This window comes from Amycolatopsis sp. NPDC049688 (assembly GCF_040674975.1).
Classification (GTDB): Bacteria; Actinomycetota; Actinomycetes; order Mycobacteriales; family Pseudonocardiaceae; genus Amycolatopsis.
Window position 1 is genome coordinate 436,996 of sequence record NZ_JBFANY010000003.1, and the last position, 26,027, is coordinate 463,022.

The window sequence follows — 26,027 nt, forward strand, 5'->3', positions numbered from 1 at the left end:
TGTTGATGACCACCGACGCAGCGCGGCCCCGGCAGCGGTTCTCCGGTGACGGCTGGTCGCTCGAAGCGCACGCCGACGGAGACCTGGGCGTCTACACCCTGCGCGGTGAGTTCGACTTCGCGGTTTCGGCCAAGCTCGCGGAGCTGCTCGCGCCGGAAGACGGCGTCACGCAGGTCGTCGCCGACATGACCGACGTGCGGTACTGCGACTCCAGCTGCCTGCAGGTCCTGCTCCGGCTGGCCCGGCGGCTGCGCGCGGCGGGCGGCCGGTTCGCCGTCGTGACGACCGAACCGGCCGTGTCCCGGCCCATCACGCTGCTGGGTCTCGGCGACGTCATGCCGGTGCACCCCGCCCTCGAAGCGGTCGAAACCTCCTGGGGTGCGGCATGACCGCCTCGGAGACCCGTGTCGGCGGGCCCGGTTCCGGGCATGAAGAAGGGGAGGGCCTCCCCGGGGGGTCAGGCACGGCGAAGGAGGCGGACGTGAAACTCCGATCTGTCCGGCACGAACTCGGCATCTCCCCCGAGCTCGCCGAACTGGCGCGGGTCCGCCACTGGGTCCGCAGCGTCCTGCGCGGCTTCCCGGCGAACTTCGTCAGCACCGCGGTCATGGTGGTCGACGAGCTGACGTCGAACGCCCTGCGCCACGGCCGCGCGCCCTACCACGTCCGGCTGCTGCCCGGCGCCGCCAAGCTGCGCATCGAGGTCGACGACAGCGGCGGCGAGCCCGCCCGCCGGCGGGCGCCGTCCGACCACGGCGGGCGCGGGCTCCTGCTGGTCGAACGCTGCGCCGCCGCCTGGGGGCAGCTGCGCGGGCCCGGCGGCAAGACGCTGTGGGCCGAGCTCACCACCGACCCGGACCCGGCCGGGGCCCGTGGCTGACGCGGCGCGCACCGCGCCCGCCGTCGCGGCCGACGGCTCCCGCGGCTGGGCCGCCGCGCCCGTCGCCGCCCTGGTGGCCGACGACACCGGGGTGCTCCGGTCGCTGAACGAGGCCGCCGCCCTGCTCTTCCCCGAGGCCGCCCCCGGCCGCCCGGTGGCGGGCACGGTCGCGGACTGGCTGGTCAGGGCCCACGAAGGCGGCTCGGCCGGGGTCGTCCGCGGCCAGGTCGGCGAGCGGTGCTTCGCGGCGCACCCGATCCCGCATGGCGACGCCGTGACCTGGTGGCTGCTCGACGAGACCGACGTCCGCTCGGCCCGCGACGCGCTGGTCCGCGAGCAGGAGCGGACCACGTTCCTCAGCGACGCCTCCGCGGCCCTGCTGGGCTCGCTCAACCTCGACCGCTGCATGGAGGTCGCCGCCCGGCTGGCCGCGCAGCACCTCGCCGACGCCGCGCTCGTGCTGGCGCCGACCACCGGCGGCAGCTTCCCGGCCGTCACCTGCGTGCGCGGCGGCGAGCCGGTCCGGTCGAGCATGGAGATCGACCCGGACGAGCTGCCCGGCCTCGGCGAAGCTCTGCAGGGCTTCCCGCCGGTGCCGTCGCGCTGGCTCGACCCGGACGCCGCACCCCGCTGGGTGCTGCCGGCGGGCTTCGGGCCGGTCGGCTCGATCGTCGTGACGCCGCTGCCCGGCCACGGCGTCCCGGCCGGCGCGCTGGTGCTGCTGCGCCGCGGCGACCGGGCGTCGTTCACCGCTTCCGAAGAGCTCTTCGCCCGGCTGTTCGCGGCGCGGGCGGGCGCGGCGATGTCGGCGGCGCGGGTGTTCGCGCTGCAGGCGTCGATCACCGACACGCTCATGCGCGAGCTGCTCCCGCCCACCCTCGAACAGCTCGGCGGCGTCGAGTTCGCCGGCCGGTACCGCCCGGCCCGCGACGGCGAGCGGATCGGCGGCGACTTCTACGACGTCCACTCGGCGATCACCGCCGAGGGCGACGAGTCCCTCGCCGTGCTCGGCGACGTCTGCGGCAAGGGCCTCGACGCGGCCGTGCTGACCGGGAAGATCCGCACCACGCTGCGGGCGCTGCTGCCGATGGCCGGCGACCACCACCGGCTGCTGGACCTGCTGAACCGCACGCTCGGCGACAACAACGACGCCCGGTACGTCACCCTGGTGCTGGCCTCCGCGCGGCGCGAAGGCGCGAACGTCCGGCTGCGGGTGACCTGCGCCGGGCACCCGCCGCCGCTGATCGTGCGGGCCGACGGCCGCGTCGAAGAGGCCGAGAGCCAGGGCAGCCTGATCGGCGTGCTGCCCGAGATCGAGTCGGTGAGCGCGGAGATCACCCTGCACCCCGGCGAGACCTGCCTGCTCTACACCGACGGGATCATCGAGGCGCGGGGCGGCCCGCTCGGGGACGCCATGTTCGGCGAAGACCGGCTCAAGCAGGCCGTCGCCGAGTGCGCCAACATGCCGGCCGACGCCGTGGTCGAGCGTGTGCAGATGCTCGCCTCGCAGTGGATCGGGCGTGGCACCCACGACGACATGGCCGTCCTGGCGATCACCGCGCCGCGCGGCCAGCACCTGGCCGCGGTCGGCGGCCACGGCCGCGGGAGGTACACCGCATGAGCACCGCCGCCACCCGCAGCACCGGGGTGGCCGAGCAGGCCGAACGGCTCTGGGCCGCCGTCACGACCGGCGACGAGTACGCCGCGGGCGACGTGGTGGTCCAGGCCCTCGGCGACGGGACCGACCCGGAGAGCGTGCTGCTCGACGTGATCGGCGCGGTGCAGCGGCGGGTCGGCCTCGAGTGGGCGGCGAACCGGCTCACCGTCGCGCAGGAGCACGCGGCCACCGCGATCAACGACCGCGTCATCGCCACCTTCGGCTACGTGCTGCGCCGTCCCGAGCCGCACCTGGGCCGGATCACCGTCGCGTGCGTCGACGGCGAATGGCACGCGATGCCGGCCCGGCTGCTGGCCGAGGTGCTGCGCCTGCGCGGGTTCCGGGTCGACTACCTCGGCGCGCAGGTGCCGGCCCCGCACCTGGTGGCCCACCTGCACCGCACCGGCCCGGACGCGGTCGCGCTGTCCGGCTCGATCGCGACCCGGCTGCCGACGGCGCACGCGACGATCACCGCGTGCCAGGCGGCGGCGACCCCGGTCATCGCGGGCGGCGCCGCCTTCGGGCCCGACGGCCGCTACGCAAGGTTGCTGGGCGCCGAGGCGTGGGCGCCGGACGCGCGGGCGGCCGCCGACCGGCTGGCCCGGCCGCTCCGCCGCCCGCACACGGCCCACCAGCCGCTCGACGACCTGCCGCACCTGGCCGACCAGGAGTACACCCTGGTCACGCGCAGCTCGGGCCGGCTGGTGAAGGCGGTCCTGGCCGGCCTGGAAGAGCGGATCCCGGCGATGCGGTCCTACACCGACCAGCAGCGTCAGTACACCGCCGAGGACCTCGCCCACATCGTCGAGTTCCTGGCCACCGCCCTGTACGTCGGCGACCCCGAATTGTTCACCGGCTTCCTGACCTGGACCGCCGGGATCCTCACTGCACGCGGCGTCCCGGCCGGCTCCCTCGTGCCCGCCCTCGAGCTGCTCGAGGCGGAGCTGCGGGACTTCCCGCGGGCGACGGGCCTGCTTCGCACCGCGCGCACGGAACTGGCGGGGCAGACCGCCGGATCGGAGCAGCCGGCGTGAAGCCCGCCCTGATGTGCACGTGGAACACCACGGACGCGACGACCGCCCGGGTGACGATCGAGGGTGACCTCGAGTTCGCCACGGCCGGGCTGCTGCCCCGGCTGGTCACCGACCGGCTGGTCGGCCACCCGGGCCTCCACGAGGTCCGCCTGGACTGCGGCGCCCTCGGCTTCTGCGACTCGTCCGGGCTGTCGGAGCTGCTGCAGGTGTACCGCGTGGTCACCGCCGCGGGCGTCCGCCTCCACCTGGACAACCGGCAGCCGGCGCTCGACCGCCTGCTCCTCCTGACCGGCACGGCGCGGTACCTGACCGGCGAGACCGCGGCCTCCCGCGCCCGCCGCGACTCCTAGGACTGCAGCTCCGCCAGTTCCCACGGGTCGTGAGCGCCGAAGACCGTCACCTCGCCCCCGTGCCGCCGGACGAGCTCGCGCAACCGGGCCTGGGTGCCCAGGCGCAGGTCGTGGTGGATCTCCGAGCGGGTCTGGACGACGTCGAGGACGGGGTGCGGTTCCGGGTCGGCGGCGAGTTCGCCGTGGTAGTAGTAGGCGTCGCCGCAGTGCAGGAGCCAGCGGGTGCCGTCGTGGACGGCGATCCCGGCGTGTCCCGCGGTGTGGCCGCCGAGCGGCACCAGCCGGACGTCCGCCGCCAGCCCGGTCAGGGGAGCCGAGGCGAAGCCGAATCGGTCGTCGCCTGCCGGGGCGTCGTAGGTCTCCCACTTCGGGCCGTGCGCCCAGTGCGCGGGCCGGTACTGGAAGCTCGGCGCCTCGGCCAGCACCGCGTCGAGTTCCGCGGCGAGCACGTGGACCCGGCCGTCCGGGAAGTCGGGAAGCCCGCCGCAGTGGTCGACGTCGAGGTGGCTGACGACGACGTGCCGCACGTCGGCGGCGTCGTAGCCGAGCCGGGCGACCTGCCGGACGGCGGTCTAGGCTTCGGCGAGCCGCGATGACCCTGCTCGACATCGCCGAAGTCGCGGAGAAGTCCGGCTTGGCGCCCTCGGCCCTGCGGTTCTACGAAAAGCGCGGTCTGGTCGAGCCGGCCGGCCGCAACGGCCTCCGGCGCACGTACGACCCGGACGTCCTGGCTCGCCTCGAGTTGGTGGCCTGCGCCCGCGGAGCGGGCTTCACGATCGCGGAGATAGCCCGGTTCCTGGTGGCCACGCCGAGCGACGCGGCCCTGCGCGAGCGGATGGCGGAGAAGGCGGCCGAGCTGGCGGAGACGATCGAGCGCCTGACGCGCATGCGCAACAGCCTGCACCACGCGGCAACCTGCACCCACGCGCCGCTGGTCGAATGCCCGGACTTCAAACCGATGATCAGTTGAGTGATCTGTTTCTTGTTCAGAGTGCCCGATAACCGGCTTCCTCCGAATGTTTCGCTTCGACGGCGATCACAGCTCCAGTCTTGCCGGGTGCGGCGCGTCGCCAGAAAATGCAGGCATGAGCGAGCCACAACCGGAAGGTGAGCAGCAAAGTAAACGCAGACCGCAAAACGGACTCCTGTTCCTCCTCCTTGCCCTGCTGGTCGGCGCGCTGTTCACGTTGACCGCCTACCTGGTCAGGAACAACGCATTCGGCGACCAGAGCTTGACCCTTCTCCTCATCGGCGGTCTGTCCACGTTCCTCGTCATTCTCGCCTTCCTGGTCCTCCTGTTCAGAACCCTGGGGCTCACCGACTCCCGCTTCGCACTGGCGTTACCCGAGGGCAGCGTCCGCGCGATCATCGCACTCGGCTTGATACTCCTCTTCGCCATTCTCGTGCTCACTATCTACTTCTCCGAACACGCAACGACGGAGAGTGGTCAGATCGACGGCATATCGGCAGCCCAGCTCGCCGCCATACCCCTTGATCAGATCAAGTCTTCGACGCGGACCGCCGACGGAACCTTCAGCGTGATCAGAATCGTGCCACCCACGCAGTCCAGCCAGGAACTCGCGAAGCAGGTCGTCACCACGGTCGGCACGCTCGTCATCGCGATCTCCGCCTTCTACTTCGGTTCGACCATCGTGGCCAGCGCCACCGGCGTGGAAGGCAACAACCCGACCGGTCGATCGGCCCAAGACACCGGTACCGAAGGAGTTCGGAACAAAAGCGGCAAGGCGCCGGAAGAGAAACCCGGAACAGCCGACGAGAGCTAGACGAGCAATGCGTAAGTCCGGGTGGTGACCGGAGACGGACGAAGGGTGTCCAAGATCCGTTTTTGACGACAGACCTGAACACCCTTCTCACCGCACTCTACGTCAAGATCGGCGACCACTACCTCACCGAACGCGGGGTGCAGCGGACTACCGCCCGGCTCAGCCGTTCGCTCCGCTTTTCGCCAGCTTCGACGGCCACCAGATGCGCCGCCCGACGTCGACTGTCAGGGCCGGGACCAGCAGGGATCGCACCAGCAGCGTGTCCAGCAGCACCCCGAACGCGACGATGAACGCGATCTGCGCCAGGAACAGGATCGGGATCACCGCCAGCGCCGAGAACGTCGCCGCGAGCACGACACCGGCGGAGGTGATCACGCCGCCGGTCAGGGACAGCCCGCGCAGCGTGCCTTCCCGCGTTCCCCGCGTCAGCGCCTCCTCCCGGACGCGGGTCATCAGGAAGATGTTGTAGTCGATGCCCAGGGCCACCAGGAAAACGAAGCCGAACAGCGGCACCACCGGATCCGCGCCCGGGAAGTCCAGCAGGTGGTTGAACACCAGCGCCGACACGCCCATCGTCGCCGCGAACGACAGGACCACCGTGGCGATGAGCAGCAGGGGCGCCAGCGGCGAGCGCAGCAGCAGGGCCAGCACCAGGAAGATCACCAGCAGCACGATCGGGATGATCAGCGCGCGGTCGCGCTTCGACGTCTGCTGCGTGTCCAGCTGGATCGCGGTCGGGCCCCCCACCTTCGCGTTCGCGCCGGGGACCGCGTGCACCGCGTCGCGCAGCCTGCCGACCGTGGCGACCGCTGCTTCCGAGTCCGCCGGGTCGGTCAGCACCGACAGGACCTGCACCCGGCCGCCGGCCACCTTGGGGCGGCCGTCGTTGCCCGGCAACGGGAACGACTGCGCCACACCGTCTATTGTGGACGCTTTCAGGACGGCGGGCAGCGCGCCGGCGTCGGCGATCGTGATCGCGGGCGCACCGAGGCCGCCCGGGAAGTGCCGGCCGAGGATCTCCTGCCCTGTCCCCGATTCGACCTGGGTCAGGAAGACGTCGGACTGCGCGGTGCCGGACGCCTTCAGCTGCGGCAGGAACGCGACGCCGACGCCGAGCACCAACGCCGTCACCACCCACACCGCACGCGGGCGGCGGCCGACAAGGCGTGACACGCGGCCCCAGATCCCCGCGGTCTCCGGGTGCGGCGAGCCCAGCGCCGGCTTGAACGGCCAGAACGCGCCGCGTCCGCACAGCGCCAGCGCGGCGGGCAGGAACGTCGTGGACGCCAGCAGCGCCGCGCCGATGCCGATCGCCGCGACCGGGCCCAGCCCCTTGTTCGAGTTGAGGTCGCTGAACAGCAAGCACAGCACGCCGAGCACGACCGTGCCCGCGGACGCCGCGATCGGTTCGAGCGTCGCGCGCCAGGCGAGCTTCAGCGCGTCGAAGCGGCTCGGCGTGTCGCGCAGCTGCTCGCGGAACCGCGCGACCAGCAGGAGCGCGTAGTCGGTCGCCGCGCCGAAGACGAGGATCGAGAGGATGCCCTGGCTCTGGCCGTTGAGCGCGAGGACGTCGTGCTCGGCCAGCAGGTAGACGACGAGGCTGGCCAGCCCCAGCGCGAACACCGCCGACAGCAGCACGAGGAACGGCAGCAGCGGGCTGCGGTAGACCACGACCAGGATCAGTGCGACGACGCCGCCGGCGACGAGCAGCAGGATGCCGTCGATGCCGCCGAACGCCTTCACCAGGTCGGCGATCTGCCCGGCCGGCCCGGTGACCAGCACGGTCAGCCCTTCGGGAGCGCCGGCGAGCCGGGCCCGGACCTCCTTGACGACGTCCGCGGGGTTGCCGTCGGCGAAGACCGGCACGGCGAGCTGCACGGCCTGGTCGTCCCGCGGGGCCGGCTGCGGCTTGCCGAGCGGGCCGGCGACGCCCGGCACCCTGCCCAGCTCCTGGGCCTTGGTGTCGACGAACCGCCGGTCGTCGGCGGTCAGGCCGCTCGTGCGCTCGGCCACGACCGTGGCGGGCAGCACCTGACGCGGGGTGAAGGCCTTCTGCTCGTCGGACACCTCGGTGGCTTCGGCCGAGCGCGGCAGGAACGCGGCGTTGTCGTTTTTCGCGACCTCGCCGAGCTTCCCGGCGAACGGGCCGCCGAAGCCGCCCAGCGCGAGCCAGGCCACGACCAGCAGCGCGGGGATCAGCCACCGGAGGCGGCGCGGACTCTCGTTCATGGTCGCTAAGGTCCTTTCGAGCGCGAACACGACCGATTGTTCAGCAAGCTGAACATTCTGCACGACGACCCGGAGTGACGGTGAGCACAGCCCCCGAACCCGACTGGAGCACCTGGCCCACGGGGCGGCTGCTGGCCGCCGCCGCCCGGCTGGTGGAACAACGCTGGGTGGCCGTGCTCGACGGCATGGGGCTCACCCACGCGGGGCTCATCGCCCTGCACACGCTGCGCGACGGGCCCCTCCCCCAGCGGACGCTGGCCCAGCGCTGCCAGGTCACCGACCAGACGATGAGCCGGACGCTCGACCGCCTGGCCCGGGCGGGGTTCATCACCCGGACGGCGGACCCGGCGGACGGCCGGCGACACCTCACGCAGCTGACCGCACGCGGCCGGGCGGTGCACAAGGAAGCCGTGCGAGCCGAGCCCGCCCTGCTCGGCGGCCTCGGGGACGACGACGCCTTCCGCACCGGCCTGCTGAACCTGATCACCCGGCTGTCCGCGGGCGATCGACCATGAACAGGTTTCACGCGCGGCCCGCCCTGCTGTGGGGGCCCGGGAACGAAAACACTCCGCGCCGGCCTGCTCAACCTCATCACCCGGCTTTCCACGAGTGAATGACCATGAACAGGTTTCACGCGCGGGCCGCCCTGCTCAGCAGCCCAGGTGACGAAAACACTTCCGCACCGGCCTGCCGAACCTCATCACCCGCCCGCCGGCGGGCGATTGACCGCAGCCGGGGCTGGGTAGCTATTCCTACATGTGGATCGCGGTGAGCACCCCAGTGGCCCTCCTGATCGCTACCGTCCTGATGGAGCGGTTCGAGCGGCGATGCCGCCTGCTGCCCTCCGCCGAAACCAAGCACCGGCGAGCCCGCGTCTGACCCCTTCGGTGTGATCCACGTCTCATTCTCCTCCTCCGAGAACCCCGGCCACCCCGGCCGGCGACTGACCGGACAGATCCGGACGTCCGTGTTCCGGGTTCAAGGGAGGAGAAACACCATGCGTGGTACCAGGAAAACGCGCACGGCCGCCGGGCTGACCCTCGCGGCCGGCCTCGTCACGGCGGCGAGCATCGGGATCGCCGGCGGTGCGTCGGCGGATCCGGGATCCACCGAGGGGAAGCCGACCATGCAGCAACCACCGAAGGGGGCCCGGGCGACCGTGCAGGTGAGCCCGAACCCCACCACCCACCGCGGCCAGGAAGTGACCATCACGGGGAACTGCGGCGGCGGCACCGGGCTGAAGTCCGTGCTGGGCGGGTTCCCCGAGCACCCGGCCCTGGAGAACATCCGCATCCTCGAAACCGGCCCGGACCGGTTCGTGGCCAAGGCGAACGTCGCCGAGCACATCGGCAACGGCGTCGGGCCGGTGTTCGTCGACTGCGGCGGCGAAGCGGGCGTGACCCTGCTGGTCACCCACGTCTGAACAGCGGCGGGCCCGCTCACCGGCCGGGGTTCCGGCGAGCGGGCCCGTCACCACAATGGCGACCGAATTCAGCAGGTCTTCCACGCGAAGTGGTAAATCGTGTCCACGCTCGCGTGTTCGGAATCCATTTCGATGAAACTGGCGCCGGAAGAGCTGCCGGCGTCCGCCCGCAGTTCCGCATTGATGTTCAGGTTGCGGCTCTCGCCGCACGGCGCGAACACCAGTTCGTCGACGTCGGTCACGTCGGCGGCCCGCCACACGCCGTGGAACGGGCCGGGGAAGGTGTGGCGCACGCGAGCGGTCGGCGCCGTCCCGGTGAAGTAGTAGTTGGCTTGCTCGAGCGCGCTCGCCCCGCTCTCGATGTGCGCGTAGCCCCGGTAGTCGGCCTCGGCGATCGCGTACGTGAACCCTTGCGGCACATGGACGAGCACGTTGATCTGGCAGTTCTTGCGGCCTTCGAGGGCCGATGTGCCACCTCCGGCCTTCGCGGTGAAGTTCGTGTAGTGCACCGTGAACGACGTGTTGTCCGACGCGACGTCGGCCGAGGCGGTGGCCGTGCCCGCCGGGCAGCCCGACCCGTTGATGGTCTTGATGTCGAGCGTGATCTTTTCGGACGGAACCGAGTCCGCCGCGGAAACGACGGGGGCGGCGAGAGCGGACAGAATCAATGCGGCAACGACCGACATACCGAGCATGACGCTCCTCCAAACGGGCCACGGTGCCAAGTGGTCATGATGATCGCGCGCGGAGAGGATCGTAGCGCGATCGCAACCTTTTCGACGGCCACTGAACGGAGTAACACGTGCAGGCGTGACGGCACGGGAAATCCATTTCCCGCTATTTCCCCTTTCGCGGGGTGCAATATTCGGGGAATCGAAGGTCAAGACTGGTCCGGACCAGGACCGTGCCGGAGGGAATACGGCGGGGTGGCGCCGGCGAGCAGCGCTTCGGCGTCCAGCGTCGCCGCCCGGCTCCCCCGCTCCGCGAACCGCCGCGCCACCAGCGCGCCCGGTTCCGCCACGGCGTCCGCGCGGCCGGACAGGAAGGCCCACTCGTGCTCGTCCGAGCCGAAGTACAGCACCGTGCCGAACACCTCGCGGAACCGCCGCCACGACGCGCGCAGCGTCTCGTTGCGCCACAGCGTCGGGCAGCCCGCCTGGCAGGTCACCACTCCCCCGGGCGCCAGCAGCCGGGCACACCGGGCGAGGAAGTCCGTGCCGTACAGGCGGTTGTGCTGCGCGGCCGGATCGGTGTTCTCGTCCGGCAGGTCGATCACGACCACGTCGTAGGTGTCGCCCCGGTCCGCGGCCGCAGCCAGGAACGCCCAGCCGTCCGCATAGGACACCCGGACCGGGCCGTCCCCGCGCTCGGCCCGGGCGAGGTCCGCCGGGGTGTAGCCGTAGGGCAGGTGCCCGGCGCAGGCGCGGACGGCCTGTTCGTCGATGTCGACGTGGTCGACCACCGAGGCACCCGCGGCGACCGCCAGCTCGCACGCGACCCCCTCGCTCGACCCGATGACGAGCACCCGCTGTACCTGCTCCGCCAGCAGCAGGGCGGGCACCATCAGCGCTTCGTGGTACACCAGCTGGCTCGCCTCGGTGCTCTGGCGCTCGCCGTCGCAGAACAGCGAAACCCCTTGCGCGGTCGTGCCGATCAGGACCTCCTGGTACGGCGTGCGCGCGTGGAACCGCACCTCGCCGACCTCCCAGACGCGGGTGAGGCCGTCGCCGACCGGCTCGTGGATCAGCGGCATCAGCGTTCTCCCCGGTGGAGGACCGACAGGTGGACCGGCGCGGCGTGCAGCGACTCGGCCAGCAGCCGCAGGGCGTGCTCGGGATCGGCGCGGTCCCCGCAGGTGAACACGTCGGCGAAGAGCGACCCGTGCTCGGGGTAGGTGTGCACGGACGCGTGCGACTCGGCCAGCAGCGCGATCACCGTGGCACCCTGGGGCGCGAACCGCTGCGCCACCACGTCGAGGACCGTCGCGCCCGCCTCCGTCACCGCGGCCCGCAGCAGCTCCCCGAGCCGAACCGGGTCGTCGAGCAGGGCCGGGTCGACGCCGTGCAGCTCGGCGAGCACGTGCCGCCCGGTGAACCGGCCGACGTCAGGCATCGCCCCACCGCCCGATGCAGTGCGTGCGCAGCGGCTCGATCCCGTTGAACCCGACCGACGCGTAGCTGGCGGTGTAGGCGCCGGTACCCGGCAGGTCGAGCCGGTCGCCGGTCCGCAGCGAAAGCGGCAGCTCGTACGGCGTCCGCTGGTAGAGCACGTCGTCGCCGTCGCAGGTGGGCCCGGCGAGCACCACCGGGCCGTCCGGGCCGTCGTGCGCGCCGACCGGCTCGAAGCGGTAGGCGATCGCTTCGTTTTCGGCCTCGGCGAGGCCGTTGTAGCGGCCGATGTCGAGGTACACCCAGCGCCGCCCGTCCCGGGGTGCGACCAGCACGACCTCGGTCCGCAGCAGGCCGGCGTCCGCGACGAGCACCCGGCCCGGCTCGAGCAGCAGCTCCGGCCGGGCTTCGGGGAAGTACGCATCGAGCGCGTCCTCGATCGTCGCCGCATACGCGGTCAGCGGCGGGACGGGGGTGCGGTGGGCGGTCGCGAAGCCGCCACCGAGGTTGAGCCGCGTCATCGCGACCCCCTGCGCCGCGGCCTCGGCGAAAAGTTTCGCCGCCGTCGCGATGCCGGTCTCCCAGGCGGTGACGTCGGGCTGCTGCGAGCCGACGTGGAAGGCGATGCCGGGCCGCAGCCCCCGCGCGGCCGCGCGCAGCACCAGGTCGAGGGCCTCGGCCGGGGCGCAGCCGAACTTCCGGCCGAACGGCGTCACCGAGTCCGGCGCGTCGAGCACGACGCGGATCGACACGGCCGAGCCCGGCGCGTGCCGGCCCAGGTGGTCGACGTCGTCGGCGGCGTCCGAGGTGAACTCCCGGACGCCGCGTCCGAACGCGAAGGCGATGTCCCGCGGCTTCTTGATCGGGTTGCCGTAGGCGAGCCCGGCCGGATCGGCGCCGCGGGCCAGGCAGAGCGCGATCTCCCCGGGCCCGGCGACGTCGAAGCCGAACCCGGCCGCCACCAGCGCGTCGAGCACCGGCGGCGCCGGGTTGGCCTTGACCGCGTACCGGACCAGCGCGCCCGGGAACGCCCCGCGCAACTCCCGCGCCCGGGCCGCGACGACGTCGGTGTCGACGACCAGGCACGGCGTCGGCGGGTCCCGCTCGTCGAGGAACCGGCGGATCCGGGTGAAGTCGGCGCACACGGGCGCCAGTGTCGCAAACGGGGGTCAGGCGAACCGCCACAGGTGGTCCGGTGTGCCGTTGTCGTCCCACTGGGTCACCTGGGCACCGTCCGCCGTGGACTGCTGGTCGACCGCCATCACCTTGCCGCTGCGGACGTTGACCAGCTTCGACCAGCCACCGCCGGCGTCGACGATCCGCCAGTTGTGGTCGGGCGTGCCGTTGTCGCGGTACTGCTGCACGTGGGCGCCGTTGTCGAGGCTCTGGTCGTGCACGGCGAGGACCTTGCCGCTGTTGCGGTTGACGATCCGGACGGTGCCGTCGCCGTTGTCCACGACGGCCCAGAGGTGGTCGGCGGTGCCGTTGTCCGACCACTGCGTCACCTCGGCCATGTCGTCCAGCGACATGTTCGAGACGGCGAGCACCTTGCCGGAGCGCTGGTTCTGCAGCTTCCGCCAGACCGTGGCCGACGCGGCCGGGCGGGTCAGCAGCGCGAGGTAGCCACCGGCGACCGGGCGGGCCTGGAAGCCGCGCTGGGTGGCGTCGGCGACCACGTACCAGTCGCTGAACGGCACCCGCTGCGGCGTGGTGTTCGCGTAGCTGTAAACGCCTTCGACCAGGGTGGTGCGGATGTTCGGCTGGTCGGCGAGCCAGGCCGCGGTCCACAGTTCCCAGTCGGCCTTCGTGTAGTTGTTGCGCGGGTCGAGCAGGACGCCGTGGGCGCCGGCCCGGGCCTGGTACCAGGCGGCCTCCTGGGCGGCGACGCCGAGCGGGACGAGGTCGAGGCCGAGCACGCGGTCGGCGAAGCCGTTGTACTTGAGGCTCCAGGTGCCGGGCTGGTCGTAGGCCAGGCGCAGGTGCTGGCCGTCCTCGGCGAGCGTCACCCACTGGCTGACGTAGCTGCGCGAGGTCGAGCGGTACCGCTGGGCGTCGGCCGCGTTGCCGGTCGTGGTGGCGATGATCCCCATCGCGCCGACGCCGATGATCCCCTTCAACGCCAGGTTCGCGCTGTGGGCGATGAAGCCGGTGAAGTCGTCGGTCTGGTTCTGGAAGCCGGGGTCGAGGGTGTTGGCGATGAGGTATTCGGCCCACTGCCGCAGGATCCGGTAGTGGGTGTTCGCGAACGCGGCCGCTTCCGCGGCCGGGAGCCGCTGCACCAGCGCGGCGGCCATGATCAGCAGGTTGGCCGATTCCTCGACGGGCATGCTTTCTTCGTTGCCGTCGTTGTGCCCGGTCGCGTCCGGGTAGTGGGTGCCGAGATCGTGTTCGGCGAACTGCATCGGCCAGCCGCCGCGTTCGGCGTAGTCGAGCAGCGGCTCCAGCAGCAGCCGGAGATAGGCGGGCGAAAGGTAGAGGTAGGCGGGGAACGCCGGATACGTGACGTCCACTGTGGACATGTTGCCGTTGGAGGAGATCTCCTTGAGGAACGCCCAGGGCGAGCCGCCCCGGTCGACCAGTTCGGTCCCGCCGAACGCCTGCCGCAGCGCGAGCGCGCAGATCCCGGCGTAGTGCTCACCGGTGCTGCCGCCGCCGGCCGCGGCGACGGCGTCGTCGTGCAGGCGCTGGTCGATCGCGGTCGCGGCGGCCAAAGCCGGGGCGTAGTCGTTGGCGAACCAGACGGCCATGTCCGGCCAGCTGCCCCAGTAGTGCGTCCACCAGGGCCGCAGTTCGGTGCCGAGGTAGCGGACGGCGGGGGTGCGGACGTGCCCGATCGAGAGCGTGAACGGGGCCGAACTGCCACCGGCCGGGATCGTCCCGAGGTTCTTGTTGAAGGCGAGGACGGGCCAGCGGTCGCTGATCGCCCGGGGCTGGGCGGTGTCGCTGGTGTTGTTCAGCGTGCCCTGGCCGGCCGAGGCGGCGCGCACGACGGTGTCCTGCCCGATCTGCCAGGTGGTGCCGGACGTCGGTGCGGCGAGGACCAGGGAGCCCCAGCTGGCCTGGTCGCCGTTTTCCTGCAGCACGCCGGGGCTGGCCGGGGTGCAGCTGAGGAGCGTGTAGCCGCCTGCCTGCTGCTGGGCCCAGGTGACCGGGGTGGCGGTGTTGCCGTGCACCCACTCGGCGGAGGTGTCGAAGTGCAGGTCGACGGTGTGCGCGCGGCCGTCGGCGCTGGCCGCCTGGAGGGTGACGTACCCGAACGGCACGCACTGGCGCTGCAGGTTGGCGGGGTCGACGGGCGAGAAGAAGGTGACGGTGAGGTTCACCCCGCCGCCGGTGAGGACGTAGGTCGAGCGCGTGCCGGTGACCTGCAGGCTGACCTGCGTCATCGGCGTCGCGGACGGGCTGCCGGGCGCACCGGCGAAGAGGTAGGCGGCACCGTCGATGCGGGCGAGGCCGCAGAGGGCGGTGATGTGCCCGGTCCAGAAGCTCGACCAGGTCCCGGCCAGGTTGTCGGCGGCCTGCCAGGTGGACAGGTAGGGCGAGCGGACGATCAGCGGAGTGGCGGGCGGCCGGATCGGGCTGAAGGTCCCGGCGGAGGCGGTCCCGGGAAGCCAGACAGCGGCGGCAACGGCGGCGGCGGAAGCCCCGGCGAGCCGGAGCAGATCCCGTCGGGTGAGGTGATCGCGTTCTCGGGAGGACATCGGTGGCCCCTTCCACGGCGAGCGGCGAACGGCGCAGGGTTCGTTTTACATCGTTGGTACAACGTTGTAAATCCGCCGAAGGTCGGGGCGGGGTGGGGATGCGGACCACTGGAGCCGCAGGTCCGGTGCGGTTTTCGGAGGCGGTGGGCGCGGGCGGTGGTGGTGACCAGGCCGCGAGGTCAAGCGATCCGGCGCAGCCGACCCACGCGCACCCCAGCGGCCCGCGCGGATGCGGCGCACCAGCCGGCGCGAGCGGTGCGGCTGCGGCTGCGGCTGCGGCTGCGGCTGCGGCTGCGGCTCAAGCAACCCACCACTACAGCCCCAGCCGGGGCCGGGTGCCGGGGTGCGGGCGCACCCGCCGGCTCACGCCGTGCGGCTCGGCCGGTCCGAGGGCGGCCACACGTACGGCAGGTCCGGCGGCACTCCCGGGAACTGCCTCCCGTAGTGGTCCGGGTCCTTCCGCACCAGCGCCGACTGGTGGCTGCGGTGGAGCGCCTCGTCGCCCAGCCACGGCGGCATCTCGCCCGCGGCCGTGAGCTCCGGCTGGGTCCGGATCGTCGCGCCGCGCACCGAGCGTTCGAACTCGCCGGTCAGTTTGACCGCGCACGTGTCCGCCGCGCCCAGGGCGCACCACACCGAGCACACCTCGAGGCCGTAGCGCGTCAACGCCTCCTCGTAGCCCGTCCACATCTTCGCCGCCGGGTGGTGGCGCCAGCCGTAGCCGGGGATCACCAGGGCGCGCAGCACCTGCAGCGCCTCCACGCGCTGCTTGCCGAGCCGGCGGCGGTCGAGCGTGCGGGCGCTGGCGGTGAAGTCGGCGCACGGCAGGAACGTCTGCATTCCGGGCGGGTACCCCGGCGCGCCGCCGGAAACCACCGGCCACTGTGGACCGTCGCGGCGGCCCCGGCCGCGAAGCCGGGGCCGCCGGTGGTCACCGGGGGCCGGTGCGCCCGCGGGACGCGACAGCTGCTTCCGGTTCGACGCTCACCCTGGGGCGCAGGGGCCGGGCTTCGAGGCCCTCGACGTCGATCACCAGGAACCAGTGGGCGTTGGCCGGGATGTGGATCTTGAACATCGGCGCGGTGGCCACCCCTCCGTGCATCCGGTAGTACTGCCGGCGCCGGTAGGCCTGGAAGTTGACCGCCGTCAGCAGCCTGACGTTGGCCATCGCGTCCAGGCGGACGGTGACCACCGCGTCTCTTCGCACTTTCCCGAGGTCGAACACGCTCGGTTCCATTTCGTCCCTCTTCCACGCATGAAGTTTCGTTCCGGGTTGGCGGTCGCGGGCAGCGCGGAACACGCCGCGAAGCACACGACGGGCGGCAGATCGGAACGGACTAGCCGGGACCGGTACCCGGTTCGCACGGCCGCCACAGCGGCACGAAGTCCCCGTGTTCCCACGTGGACGCCGGAAAACCGTGGATCCGGTGACCGGCGGCCAGGAAGGCGGCCGGAACGGTCGACCCGGACCCGGACGCCACATCGGACGGCGCGGGACGCACCGGCGCGGGAGTGTCCCCGGGAGCATCGCGCCGAGACTGCAGCTCGGCGCGGACGACGCGGGGGCGCGGGGCGGCTTCGCCGGCACAGATGCGGCCGGACCGGGCCGACGACGCAGGCTGTGGCCGGAGGGTCACCGCCGCCGGGCCGGGCGGGTTCACGGGTTCGGCGGCGGGCAGGCCGGCGACCTCCGCGAGGACGGGCTGCGCGGCGTGACTGACGAGGAGCGGGAGGTGATGGCCACGCGCGGGCGGAGGGGCACCGGGGACGGGCGCGGTCACGGGCTGCACGACACCGGCGACCGGCCGGGTGACGGGCGAGACGATCGGGTCGACGGACCGCACGATGGGTTCGACGGTCTTGGCAATCGGAGCGACCACCTGCGCCAGCGGCCCGACGATCTGCGAGACCGGTCCGGCCGGCGCACCGACGCTCCGGACCACGGGAGCGAGGCCGGCCACCACGGGAGCGGCGCCTCGGGTCACGGGCGAGACGGCATTCGCGGCCGCGCGCGCCACCGGCCCGACAGCGGCGGAGACGCCCCTGACCACAGGCGACACAGCGCTGCCGAGCGCGCCAGCATCTCCAGCCACCGGCGCCACAGCGCTCGCGGTCGCGTGCGCCACCGGCTCGACAACGGCGGCGCCGCTCTTGGCCACCGGCGCCACAGCGCTGGTCACGGCACGGGCCACCGGCTCAACCACCACGGCAGCGCTCCCGGCCACCGGCGCCACCGCGCTCGCCGCCGCATGCGCCACCGGCTCCACAACCGCGCCCACGCTTCGCGCCCCCGGCGAGGCAGCGTCTCCAACCGACCGCGCCACCGGCGCCGCAACCGCACCGACATCCCCAGCGATCGGGGCCACAGCACCCGCGGCTGCGTGCGCCACCGGCTCCACAACAGCGGCGGCGCTCTTGGCCACCGGCTCAACCACCACAGCAGCGCTCTCGGCCGCCGGCGCCCCAGCAGCCCGCGCCACCGGCGCCGCAACTGCCTCAGCCGCGCGTGATACCGGCTCTGCGGAACGAATCGTCCGCGAGGCCGCAGCCACCGCGCTCGGCACCGCACCAGGCTCCGCCGCCCGGGTCACATTCCCCGCCAGGCTCGCAGCCCCTCCCGGCACCGCCAGCGCCTCCGCCCGGGCCGAGACCGCCGCACCGGCGCTGTCGTCGGGCGTCGCCGCGTTCGCGGTTCCGGAGCACAGCCACGACAGCAGCCACAGGCCCGCCACCGCTCCCGCCAGTACCAGCAACCGCCGGGCGGCGACTGCTGCGTCGCCCACCTTGCTGGCCCTGGACACTTCGGTGAACCTCCACAGGATGGGGACTGGGTCTTTACCCCTCAACGCCCCGCATGACACCCCTGCAACGGGCCGCTCGGCGCTTCCACTCGTCCGGCCTAGCGCTTCCCCCGCACCCGCGGCTCCAGTCGGATGAGGGTGCTGGGCCGCTCGGCCGTTCCTCCGTTCCTCTCACGCCTCCTGGGCACGCCGGGCGCCGAGGGCCGTGACGCCGTGCTGCAGGCCCTCGCGGAACGTCGCCCGCTGGCCCGGGCTCATGTCCGCCAGCAGCGCGTGCTCCAGCTCCGCGACCGCCGGGGCGCAGCCGGCCAGCAGGTCGCGGCCCGCGTCCGTCAAGCCGGCCAGCAGGACGCGCTTGTTGTCCGGCTTCGGGGTGCGGGCGATCAGGCCGCGCTTTTCCAGCGTCAGCACCATTTCGTGCATGGTCTGCGGGCGCAGGAACGACCGGCGGGCCAGCTGCGCCGAGGAAAGCGCGCCGCTGGCTTCGAGGACCGTCAGCGCCGTGTACTGCAGGGTCGTGAGCCCGAGCGGCCGCAGGGCGTCGTCGAGCAGCGCCCTGATCACCAGCTCGAGCCGTTTGACCAGGTAGAGGGTCAGCGGCGGGCCGGCGGGCTGCTGCTCCGCGGAGGTGCTCACGGCGCCCATCATGACACGCGCCCACCGCTATGCTCCGATCATGGACCTCGGCCGGCAGACCCGCGTGCGGCAGGCGCTCGACACCTTCTTCGGTCCGCCCCGGCCACCGGAACCGGACCACGTCCTGGACCTGTTCCACCGCACCGCCGAAACCGTGCCCGCCTACCGGAAGTTCCTCCGGGAGCACGGGATCGAGCCGGCCGGCGTCACGACGATGGCCGCCTTCCGGGAGTTGCCGCTCACCGGCAAGGCGTCCTACCACCGGAAGTACCCGCTGCCCGAACTGTGCCGCGGCGGCAGCTTCGACGGGCTCGACATGATCGCCGTCTCCTCCGGCTCCAGTGGCCGGCCCACCGTCTGGCCGCGGTCGCTCGAGGACGAACTGCACGTGGCCCGGCGGTTCGAGCAGGTGCTCGTGGACGCCTTCGACGCCGGACGGCGGCGCACGCTCGCGGTCGTCTGCTTCCCGCTCGGCACCTGGGTGGGCGGCCTGTTCACCACCGCGTGCGTGCGCCATCTCGCCGCCAAGGGCTGCCCGATCACCGTGGTCGCGCCGGGCAACAACAAGGCGGAAATCCTGCGGGTGCTGCCCGAGCTCGCGCCGCACTTCGACCAGGTCGTGCTGCTCGGGTACCCGCCGTTCGTCAAGGACGTCGTCGACACCGGGCTCGCCGAGGGCGTCGACTGGCCCGCGTACGCGATCAAGCTGGTGCTGGCCGGCGAAGTGTTCAGCGAGCAGTGGCGCGACCTGGTGGCCGGGCGCGCCGGGATCGCCGACCCGGTCCGCGACATCGCGTCGCTGTACGGCACGGCCGACGCGGGCGTGCTCGGCACCGAAACCCCGCTGTCGGCGGGGATCCGCCGGTTCTTCGCCGGGCGGCCGGACCTGGCGCGGGAGGTGTTCGGCGACGCGCGGCTGCCGACGCTGGTGCAGTACGACCCGGCCAGCCGCTTCTTCGAGGTGCACGAGGGCACGCTGGTCTTCACCGGCGACGGCGGCATCCCGCTCGTCCGCTACCACATCGCCGACGACGGCGGGGTCCTGCCGCACGCCGAGCTGCTCGGGTTCTGCGCCCGCCACGGCTTCACGCCGCCGGCCGGCCCGGAACTGCCGTTCGTGTACGTGTTCGGCCGGTCGCTGTTCACGGTGTCGTTCTTCGGCGCGAACGTCTACCCGGAGAACGTCACCGTCGGCCTGGAACAGCCCGGCATCAGCGACACCGTGACCGGCAAGTTCGTCATCGAAGCGGTCGAGGACGCCGACCGCGACCGGCGGCTGCGGATCACGGTCGAAACGGCCCCGGGCGCGACCGCCGACGCCGCCGGGATCGCGGCGGCCGTGCGTGCGCAGCTGGTGCGGCTCAACAGCGAGTTCGCGCACTACGTGCCGCCGGAGCGGCAGCTGCCCGACGTCGTCCTGCGCCCGGCCGGGGATCCCGAGTACTTCCCGGTGGGCGTGAAGCACCGGTACACGCGGCCCTCCTAGGGTCCGGACGCCCGGAGGACCGGCCGGCCTACGGCCGGGCCAGTTTGCGGAACCGCTCACGGCGTTCGTCGGCCGACGAGGCGTCCGCGATGTCGTCGTCGAACCACGAGCCGAGCGCTGTCCACAGTTCCGCGCGGCCGGCGAAGTCTTCGATCGTGGACTGCTCGGCGAGCTCGCCGATGTCGGCGACCAGGTGGTCGAGCCGGCGGTCGCAGAGCCGCACGTACTCCCGGACGACGATGTTCGCGTCGAAGCCGGTCTTCGCGCGCGGGCCCGCCGCTCCGCGCAGCTGGGCGTGCAGGCTTTCCTCGCAGTACAGCGGGAACCCGGAGATCGAGCCCGGGTAGCCGCACTCGGCCGACCACGCGCGGAAGGCGCAGATCGCCTGGTAACGCGTGTACCAGTCCTGCTTCCCCTCGGCCAGCCGCGCGAGTTTCCGCCAGGCGTCGCGGTCGGCCGCGCGCCAGCGGTCGAGGGTGCGGCTGTCCGGGGCCGCCCCGGTGTCGAGCGCGCGGGCCCGCCAGAAGTGCGCCCGGCAGCCCGCGATCTCGGCGACCAGCTGCCGGACGTAGCTGACCTGCTCCCAGACGTGGGCGCGCTGCGGGCGCAGCGGGGCGGCGCGGTCCGGCGAGAACGTCACCATCTCGAAGACGCGGAACAGCTCGTGGCCGCGCAGGGCGGCCAGGTCGGGGTCCTCCCCCATCACCCAGGAGCGGCGCTCGGGCAGCCGTCCGCTGTGGCTGATCGTCGCGGCGTGGTACAGCTCGCGGACCGCCCGGCGGGCCACCTCGTCGCGCGCGTCGCCCTCGAGACGGGGGTTGCAGGCGCGGTCGCGCAGGTCGCGCTCGCCGCGCGGGCCGACTTCGAGCATCGCGACGGCGTACACGCTCGCCGCGTTGTAGCACTCCTCCCACGACCGGCGCGGCCCGGCGGCTTCGACGGTGTCGTCGAGGGCCTGCGGGTCCGGCGGCCAGCTGCGGTCCGGGCAGACGTCGGCCAGCCGCACCCGGCTGCCGGGGTAGGCCGGCCGGGGCGCGGGGACGGCTCCGGTCTCCGGCTCGACGTCCGCCATCGCCCGCCGCAGCACCGCCCAGACCAGCGAGAGGTCGAGGGCCCGGTTGGTGAGCTGCCGCCAGCTGCGCCGCCAGCGCCTGCCGAACCGGCGGTAGTCCTCGACGAGCCGTTCGATCTCGTACTGCGACAGCGCGCAGAAGTACGACCGCATCTCCGCCGCGCGCTGGTTGTACTCGGCCAGCTGCGCCGGGGTCGCCTGGTGGACGAGGAGTTCCTCGACCGGCACGCGCAGGACGCGCCGGTGCAGTTCGAGCCGCTGCTCGCGCGGGAGTTCGTGCGGCTGCGTCCGGACGTCCAGGTCGACGTACCGGCGGAACCGCAGCTCCACCGCGGTCCGCAGTTCGGCGCGGCGCTGGGCCCGCGCGTCGCCGGGGACGCCCGCGGTGGTCCGCCGGACCCACCAGGAACCGGCCACGGAGTCGCCGTGGCCGAGGACGAGCGCGTGCCGGTAGCGGGCGATGAGCAGGGCGACCTCGCGGTCGCGGGCGTCGCGGCGGGGCTGGCGCGCGAAGTCCGGCCCGATCCACCACCGGGCCAGGCCGGGGTGGCCGCGGCTGCACACGGTGATGACGTCGTCGTAGGTGGCGAGCGCGTCCAGGTGCAGGTCGAGCTGTTCCTGCAGGGCGGCGATTTCGAGCCTGATGTAGACGTTCGCCGGGTCGAGGCTGACCGCGCGGTAGTACTCGGCCAGTGCTTCGTCGTAGCGGCGGTAGGCGATGAAGTGGTTGGCCCGCTGGTAGGCGTCGAAGAGCTCGTACGGGATCTTCGCGCCGCGCCAGGCGGCCCAGTGGATGTTCGAGCGGACGTACGCGCTGCGCGGGATGACCAGCGCGGCCACGGCGTTGGCGGCGCGGTGCAGCACGCGCGGCCAGTTCTCGTCCTCGATCACCAGCGGGCTGGCGGCGAACCGCGGGACGCGGACGAGTTCGAGGATGAGCTGGTAGCGGCCGGGGGTGTTGCCGGGCCGGACGGTGCCGGTGACGGTGAACGCGGCGGGTGGCTGGGCGAGCCGGATCAGCTTGGTCGCCGCCTTCCACCAGCCGTCCGCGGAGTCGCCGGCGTGCTCGACGATCTGGATGAAGTCGTACGAGCTCCCCGCGCCCGGGACCGGGGTGGGAGTGTAGAGGCGCGAGTCGTTGAGGAACCGCTTGAAGGTGGCGGTCAGCTCGACGGCGGAGTCGATCTCGCGGTCGTGGCTGCCTTCGGGCCGTTCGTCGACGAACACCCGGATGTCGATCTGGTTGGCCCGGTAGGCGGCGGTTTCGAGGCGCGCCTTGCCGACGAAGTACAGCGTCATGACCGCGGAGACGATCACGACGGAGGTCTGGAGCACGGTCCAGGTGATGACGCTGGCGACCTTCGGGTCCTTCACGAAGGTCAGGTCCTGGAAGAACGGCAGGTAGGGCACGACGGCGAAGCCCGCCGCGACGAGCCCGGCCGTCACCGCCGCGAACCACCACCGGATCCGGTGGGCTTCGGGCAGCTCGGCCTGGTCGAAACCGCCGAGCCGACGAGCGCGCACATCGATCACCCCCCTGGTGTCAGACTACTCATTACCGCTTTGGGGGGTCCGGGTGGCGAAGCCCCCGGCGCGAGGCGGAGCCTCGCTTGTCACAGCGGTGCGATTCGTTACGGGCGGTGATCCGCGAGCTCGGCGATGACCTGGGCGTGGCAGGGCTCGGGCACGCACCAGCACCCGAGCCGGCGGCCGCGCAGCTCCGGGAGGAGGGCGAGCAGGTCCGGCCGGGCCAGGAGGTACGCCCGGTACTTCGCGACGACTTCTTCGCGCGAGCCGTCCGGGCCGGGCCGGAAGGGGCTGGCGAGCTTCGATCCGGCCAGGTGCCAGCCGCCGCGGTGCATGGCCCGCCCGACGTAGACGACGTCGGCGTACTCGGGATCGTCCCGGTGCCCCTTCAGGTTGACCACGGTGGTCGGCATGGCGCCCTCCTCACGGTCGGCAACCTAACTCCGGTGCCGCGCAATCCGCCACCCGGCTGGTCCGTGGCTACGCGTGGTGGTTCACCTAGTGCAGATGCACTATGCTGATGGTTCACGGTTGAGCCGTCAGCCGCTGCCGGACGTTCCGCGCCCGGGCCGGCAGGCTGCCCCGTGCGGCGATCCCGTCCCGAAAACGTCCGGTCCGCCCCCGCTGCCCGACGAAAGGGTGTGCCGCGATGGTTCCTCAACCCCGCCCGGCCGAGCAGGTCCTCACCACCCCCGGCTGGCTGACCGCCGGCGGCCAGATGTCGGTTCGCGTGCTCGAGCCCGCACCCGGCACCGTCCACGTCGAGGTGACCGGCGAACTCGACCTCGGCACCGCCCGCCGGCTGGACGCGGTCCTGCAGGCCCGGGTCCCCGGCCGGCTCGACGAGCTCGTCATCGACCTCTCCGGCGTCACGTTCTTCTCCGTCGCCGGGCTGAACTCGCTGTTGCGCGCCCGGCTGCTCGCCGACGCCGCCGGGGCGCGCCTCACCGTGGAGGCCGGGCGGTCTCGTGCGGTGCGGCGGCTGTTCACCCTGATCCCGACGGACCTCGACAGCGCCGTGAACGTCCGGCCGGTCCGGTGACCGCTCACCCGGCCTGACGGCCCAGCCGCCGGACGGCCTCGACGATCTCCCGGTTCGGCGCGCCCTTCACCAGGTACTCGGTGACGCCGGCCGCGGTGAGCCCGGCGATCGAAGCCCGGTCGGCGTAGGCGGAAAAGGCCAGGATCGCGGTACCCGGGCTGAGCCGGGCGATCTCGCGGGCCGCGCGCGCCCCGCCGCCGCCCGGCATCCGGACGTCGAGGACGGCGACCGCGGGCCGGTGCCGCTCGGCGAGCCGGATCGCCTCGTCGGCGTCGCCGGCCACCGCCACCACAGCGATGTCGGACTCGGAGTCCAGCACCTCCCGCAGGACGTCGCGGATCATCACGTCGTCGTCGGAAATCAGCACCCGCAGTTCGGTCACGGTTCGAGCTCCGGCACGTCGGGCAGCAGGGGCAGCCAGAACTCGACGACCGTGCCCTCGCCGGGCGTGCTGCGCACCGAGAGCCAGCCGTGCGCCGCTTCGGCGCGTTCTTGCATCTCGACCAGCCCGAAGTGGCCCGCGCCGGCGTCGCCGCCCGCCGTGCCGACGCCGTCGTCGGTGATCCGCACCAGGGTTCCGTTGTCCACTGTGGACAGCGTGATCGCCACCCGGGTGGCCCGCGCGTGCCGGTGGACGTTGCTGAGCGCCTCCTGGCAGATCCGGTACACCGTGATCGCCGCTTCGGGCGACGGCTCGGCGGTGAGGTCGTCCCGCACCGAGTGCGCCAGCCCCCAGCGGCCGGCGACGTCGTCGACGTAGGCCGACACCGCCTCCACCAGGCCGTGCCGGTCGAGTTCCGGCGGCCGCAGCCGGGACACCAGGCCGCGCAGCCGGGCGATCGCGGCGCTCACCGACTCGTCGAGGCCGCTGACGGCGCTCGCGTGCGGCTCCGGCAGCCGGGCGGCGAGCAGCTGCAGGCGCATCCCGACGGCCACCATGGACTGGATCGACTCGTCGTGGACGTCCCAGGCGATCCGGCGCCGCTCCACCTCCTGGGCCTCCACGAGGTGCCCGACCAGCCGGCGGCGTTCGCGCAGCGCCTGCTCGGCGTTGCGGCGCTCGGTCATGTCGCGGGTGACCTTGCCGAAGCCGTGCAAGCGCCCCTGATCGTCGTACAGCGCGGTGATCACGACGTTGGCCCAGAACCGGGAGCCGTCCTTGCGCAGCCGCCACCCCTCGTCCTCCAGCCGGCCCTGCGCGACCGCGACCTCCAGCTCCCGCGCGGGTTTCCCGGCCGCCACGTCCTCCGCCGGGTAGAACACCGAAAAATGCTCCCCGATGATCTCCTCCGCGGCATACCCCTTGATCCGCTCCGCACCGGCGTTCCAGCTCGCGATCCGACCGCCGGTGTCCAGCATGAAGATGGCGTAGTCCTGGACGCTCTGCACCAGCAGCCGGAACCGCTCCTCGCTCTCGCGCAGGGCGGCTTCGGCCGCGCGGCGCTCGGTCACGTCCCGGGTCACCTTCCCGAAGCCTTGCAACTCACCCCGTTCGTCGTACAGGGCGGTGATCACGACGTTGGCCCAGAACCGGGAGCCGTCCTTGCGCAGCCGCCACCCCTCGTCCTCCAGCCGGCCCTGCGCGACCGCGACCTCCAGCTCCCGCGCGGGTTTCCCGGCCGCCACGTCCTCCGCCGGGTAGAACACCGAAAAATGCTCCCCGATGATCTCCTCCGCCGCGTACCCCTTGATCCGCTCCGCACCGGCGTTCCAGCTCGCGATGCGCCCCCCGGTGTCCAGCATGAAGATCCCGTAGTCGAGCACGCCCTGCACCAGCAGCCGGAACCGGTCGTCGTCCATGCGGCAACTCTGCCGGATCGCCGCCGATCGGGCACGGCGGTGTCAGCTCGCGAGCTCGGCGGACGGGACGGGCAGGATGCACCAGACGACCTTCCCGCGGCCGTTCGGCGCGGTTCCCCGCACCGTGGACAGGCGGTCGACGAGGGCGAGCCCCCAGCCGCCGTCGGGCCCCGCGGGACGCCGCACCGGGGGTGCCGGGTCGTCGTCGAAGACCTCGACGCGGACGTCCGCGCCGTCCACGCTCAGCCGCAGGACCGGGTCGCCCGCCCCGTGGCGCAGGGCGTTCGTCGCGAGCTCGGTGACGACGAGCAGCGCGTCGTCGACGGCGACCCCGGCGGCCCAGGCCAGCAGGGTGAGACGGGTGAACCGGCGGGCGGCGGCCAGGCCGCCCGCGAGGTCGGTCAGCACGCACTCCGCGGTGAGCGGGGCAGGGGTGTTCACAGCGTCAAGCGTGGCCGAGGGCACCGGCCGGGGGCGAGAGGCAAACGCCCCTCTCC

At 72.8% G+C, this 26,027-nt stretch carries 26 protein-coding genes and 1 pseudogene; 11 read left to right on the forward strand and 16 right to left on the reverse strand.

The annotated features are described in order from the left end of the window. Window positions 1-5: 5 nt before the first annotated feature. The 5 genes from AB0J55_RS13020 (at window position 6) to AB0J55_RS13040 (ending at window position 3,921) form a co-directional block, all read left to right on the forward strand. Complete coding sequence (locus tag AB0J55_RS13020) at window positions 6-389, forward strand: STAS domain-containing protein (RefSeq protein ID WP_364246983.1); 384 nt, start codon at window positions 6-8, stop codon at window positions 387-389. Window positions 390-481: 92 nt separating this feature from the next. Next, window positions 482-880, forward strand: coding sequence for an ATP-binding protein (locus AB0J55_RS13025; protein ID WP_364246985.1), 399 nt, complete (start codon window positions 482-484; stop codon window positions 878-880). Next, window positions 873-2,501 (forward strand): PP2C family protein-serine/threonine phosphatase, encoded by a 1,629-nt coding sequence (locus AB0J55_RS13030; RefSeq protein ID WP_364246987.1) that lies wholly within the window; start codon window positions 873-875, stop codon window positions 2,499-2,501. The genes AB0J55_RS13025 and AB0J55_RS13030 overlap by 8 nt, the downstream gene beginning before the upstream one ends. Next, the gene (locus AB0J55_RS13035; protein ID WP_364246990.1) at window positions 2,498-3,571 is read left to right on the forward strand and encodes a cobalamin-dependent protein; all 1,074 of its coding nucleotides are present in this window, start codon (window positions 2,498-2,500) and stop codon (window positions 3,569-3,571) included. Before AB0J55_RS13030 ends, AB0J55_RS13035 begins: the two co-directional genes overlap by 4 nt. Next, the gene (locus AB0J55_RS13040; protein WP_364246993.1) at window positions 3,568-3,921 is read left to right on the forward strand and encodes an STAS domain-containing protein; all 354 of its coding nucleotides are present in this window, start codon (window positions 3,568-3,570) and stop codon (window positions 3,919-3,921) included. The genes AB0J55_RS13035 and AB0J55_RS13040 overlap by 4 nt, the downstream gene beginning before the upstream one ends. On the opposite strand, the pseudogene AB0J55_RS13045 reads toward AB0J55_RS13040, so the two are convergent. After that, window positions 3,918-4,463 (reverse strand): annotated as a pseudogene (locus AB0J55_RS13045) (MBL fold metallo-hydrolase); the annotation flags it as partial. The gene AB0J55_RS13040 and the pseudogene AB0J55_RS13045 sit on opposite strands and share 4 nt — an antisense overlap. A 50-nt stretch (window positions 4,464-4,513) precedes the next feature. On the opposite strand from AB0J55_RS13045, the gene AB0J55_RS13050 reads away from it, so the two are divergent. Beyond that, window positions 4,514-4,891 carry a MerR family transcriptional regulator gene (locus AB0J55_RS13050; RefSeq protein ID WP_364246995.1) on the forward strand — a complete coding sequence of 126 codons (378 nt, stop codon included), beginning with the start codon at window positions 4,514-4,516 and terminating at the stop codon, window positions 4,889-4,891. A 115-nt stretch (window positions 4,892-5,006) separates the two neighbouring features. Further along, on the forward strand, window positions 5,007-5,705 hold the full coding sequence (locus AB0J55_RS13055) for a hypothetical protein (RefSeq protein WP_364246998.1): 699 nt from the start codon (window positions 5,007-5,009) through the stop codon (window positions 5,703-5,705). 159 nt (window positions 5,706-5,864) lie between these two features. On the opposite strand, the gene AB0J55_RS13060 is transcribed toward AB0J55_RS13055, so the two are convergent. Continuing rightward, window positions 5,865-7,934, reverse strand: coding sequence for an MMPL family transporter (locus AB0J55_RS13060; protein WP_364247000.1), 2,070 nt, complete (start codon window positions 7,932-7,934; stop codon window positions 5,865-5,867). A gap of 74 nt (window positions 7,935-8,008) precedes the next feature. On the opposite strand from AB0J55_RS13060, the gene AB0J55_RS13065 reads away from it, so the two are divergent. Both AB0J55_RS13065 and AB0J55_RS13070 read left to right on the forward strand, forming a co-directional pair. After that, window positions 8,009-8,449, forward strand: coding sequence for a MarR family transcriptional regulator (locus AB0J55_RS13065; protein WP_364247003.1), 441 nt, complete (start codon window positions 8,009-8,011; stop codon window positions 8,447-8,449). A gap of 482 nt (window positions 8,450-8,931) precedes the next feature. Beyond that, complete coding sequence (locus tag AB0J55_RS13070) at window positions 8,932-9,357, forward strand: hypothetical protein (protein ID WP_364247006.1); 426 nt, start codon at window positions 8,932-8,934, stop codon at window positions 9,355-9,357. Window positions 9,358-9,425: 68 nt separating this feature from the next. Here AB0J55_RS13070 and AB0J55_RS13075 read toward each other — a convergent pair whose 3' ends face one another. From AB0J55_RS13075 to AB0J55_RS13115, 9 genes are all read right to left on the reverse strand, one after another. Next, a complete protein-coding gene (locus AB0J55_RS13075; RefSeq protein WP_364247009.1) occupies window positions 9,426-10,052 on the reverse strand; it encodes a DUF4360 domain-containing protein in 627 nt (208 codons plus the stop codon). A gap of 185 nt (window positions 10,053-10,237) precedes the next feature. Then, window positions 10,238-11,110, reverse strand: coding sequence for a spermidine synthase (locus tag AB0J55_RS13080; RefSeq protein ID WP_364247012.1), 873 nt, complete (start codon window positions 11,108-11,110; stop codon window positions 10,238-10,240). Further along, a complete protein-coding gene (gene speD, locus AB0J55_RS13085; RefSeq protein WP_364247015.1) occupies window positions 11,110-11,469 on the reverse strand; it encodes an adenosylmethionine decarboxylase in 360 nt (119 codons plus the stop codon). The genes AB0J55_RS13080 and speD overlap by 1 nt, the downstream gene beginning before the upstream one ends. Beyond that, the gene (locus AB0J55_RS13090) at window positions 11,462-12,610 is read right to left on the reverse strand and encodes a type III PLP-dependent enzyme (protein WP_364247017.1); all 1,149 of its coding nucleotides are present in this window, start codon (window positions 12,608-12,610) and stop codon (window positions 11,462-11,464) included. The genes speD and AB0J55_RS13090 overlap by 8 nt, the downstream gene beginning before the upstream one ends. Window positions 12,611-12,634: 24 nt before the next feature. Beyond that, window positions 12,635-15,166 (reverse strand): DUF5127 domain-containing protein, encoded by a 2,532-nt coding sequence (locus tag AB0J55_RS13095; RefSeq protein ID WP_364247019.1) that lies wholly within the window; start codon window positions 15,164-15,166, stop codon window positions 12,635-12,637. 363 nt (window positions 15,167-15,529) lie between these two features. After that, window positions 15,530-16,006, reverse strand: a complete 477-nt coding sequence (locus AB0J55_RS13100) for an MSMEG_6728 family protein (protein ID WP_364247022.1) — start codon at window positions 16,004-16,006, stop codon at window positions 15,530-15,532. A 91-nt stretch (window positions 16,007-16,097) separates the two neighbouring features. Beyond that, window positions 16,098-16,403: a DUF1883 domain-containing protein gene (locus AB0J55_RS13105; protein WP_354811784.1), complete on the reverse strand. Its 306-nt coding sequence runs from the start codon at window positions 16,401-16,403 to the stop codon at window positions 16,098-16,100. A 100-nt stretch (window positions 16,404-16,503) separates the two neighbouring features. Continuing rightward, window positions 16,504-17,967 carry a hypothetical protein gene (locus AB0J55_RS13110; RefSeq protein ID WP_364247025.1) on the reverse strand — a complete coding sequence of 488 codons (1,464 nt, stop codon included), beginning with the start codon at window positions 17,965-17,967 and terminating at the stop codon, window positions 16,504-16,506. Between the two features lie 171 nt (window positions 17,968-18,138). Continuing rightward, window positions 18,139-18,615 carry a MarR family transcriptional regulator gene (locus AB0J55_RS13115; protein ID WP_364247027.1) on the reverse strand — a complete coding sequence of 159 codons (477 nt, stop codon included), beginning with the start codon at window positions 18,613-18,615 and terminating at the stop codon, window positions 18,139-18,141. Window positions 18,616-18,643: 28 nt separating this feature from the next. Between AB0J55_RS13115 and AB0J55_RS13120 the strand changes: the two genes are divergently transcribed. Beyond that, a complete protein-coding gene (locus AB0J55_RS13120) occupies window positions 18,644-20,089 on the forward strand; it encodes a phenylacetate--CoA ligase family protein (RefSeq protein ID WP_364247029.1) in 1,446 nt (481 codons plus the stop codon). A 28-nt stretch (window positions 20,090-20,117) separates the two neighbouring features. On the opposite strand, the gene AB0J55_RS13125 is transcribed toward AB0J55_RS13120, so the two are convergent. Both AB0J55_RS13125 and AB0J55_RS13130 read right to left on the reverse strand, forming a co-directional pair. Beyond that, the gene (locus AB0J55_RS13125; protein WP_364247032.1) at window positions 20,118-22,685 is read right to left on the reverse strand and encodes a hypothetical protein; all 2,568 of its coding nucleotides are present in this window, start codon (window positions 22,683-22,685) and stop codon (window positions 20,118-20,120) included. Between the two features lie 107 nt (window positions 22,686-22,792). After that, on the reverse strand, window positions 22,793-23,101 hold the full coding sequence (locus AB0J55_RS13130) for a DUF4326 domain-containing protein (protein WP_364247035.1): 309 nt from the start codon (window positions 23,099-23,101) through the stop codon (window positions 22,793-22,795). Window positions 23,102-23,337: 236 nt separating this feature from the next. Here AB0J55_RS13130 and AB0J55_RS13135 point away from each other — a divergent pair, with 236 nt between their 5' ends. Next, window positions 23,338-23,730 carry an STAS domain-containing protein gene (locus tag AB0J55_RS13135; protein ID WP_364247038.1) on the forward strand — a complete coding sequence of 131 codons (393 nt, stop codon included), beginning with the start codon at window positions 23,338-23,340 and terminating at the stop codon, window positions 23,728-23,730. Between the two features lie 4 nt (window positions 23,731-23,734). On the opposite strand, the gene AB0J55_RS13140 is transcribed toward AB0J55_RS13135, so the two are convergent. Genes AB0J55_RS13140 through AB0J55_RS13150 form a run of 3 tightly spaced genes read right to left on the reverse strand, consistent with a single transcriptional unit; the run spans window position 23,735 to window position 25,971 of the window. After that, window positions 23,735-24,112, reverse strand: a complete 378-nt coding sequence (locus tag AB0J55_RS13140) for a response regulator transcription factor (protein ID WP_364247040.1) — start codon at window positions 24,110-24,112, stop codon at window positions 23,735-23,737. After that, window positions 24,109-25,530, reverse strand: a complete 1,422-nt coding sequence (locus AB0J55_RS13145; RefSeq protein ID WP_364247042.1) for a PAS domain S-box protein — start codon at window positions 25,528-25,530, stop codon at window positions 24,109-24,111. Before AB0J55_RS13145 ends, AB0J55_RS13140 begins: the two co-directional genes overlap by 4 nt. A gap of 42 nt (window positions 25,531-25,572) precedes the next feature. After that, the gene (locus tag AB0J55_RS13150) at window positions 25,573-25,971 is read right to left on the reverse strand and encodes an ATP-binding protein (protein ID WP_364247045.1); all 399 of its coding nucleotides are present in this window, start codon (window positions 25,969-25,971) and stop codon (window positions 25,573-25,575) included. Window positions 25,972-26,027 lie beyond the last annotated feature (56 nt).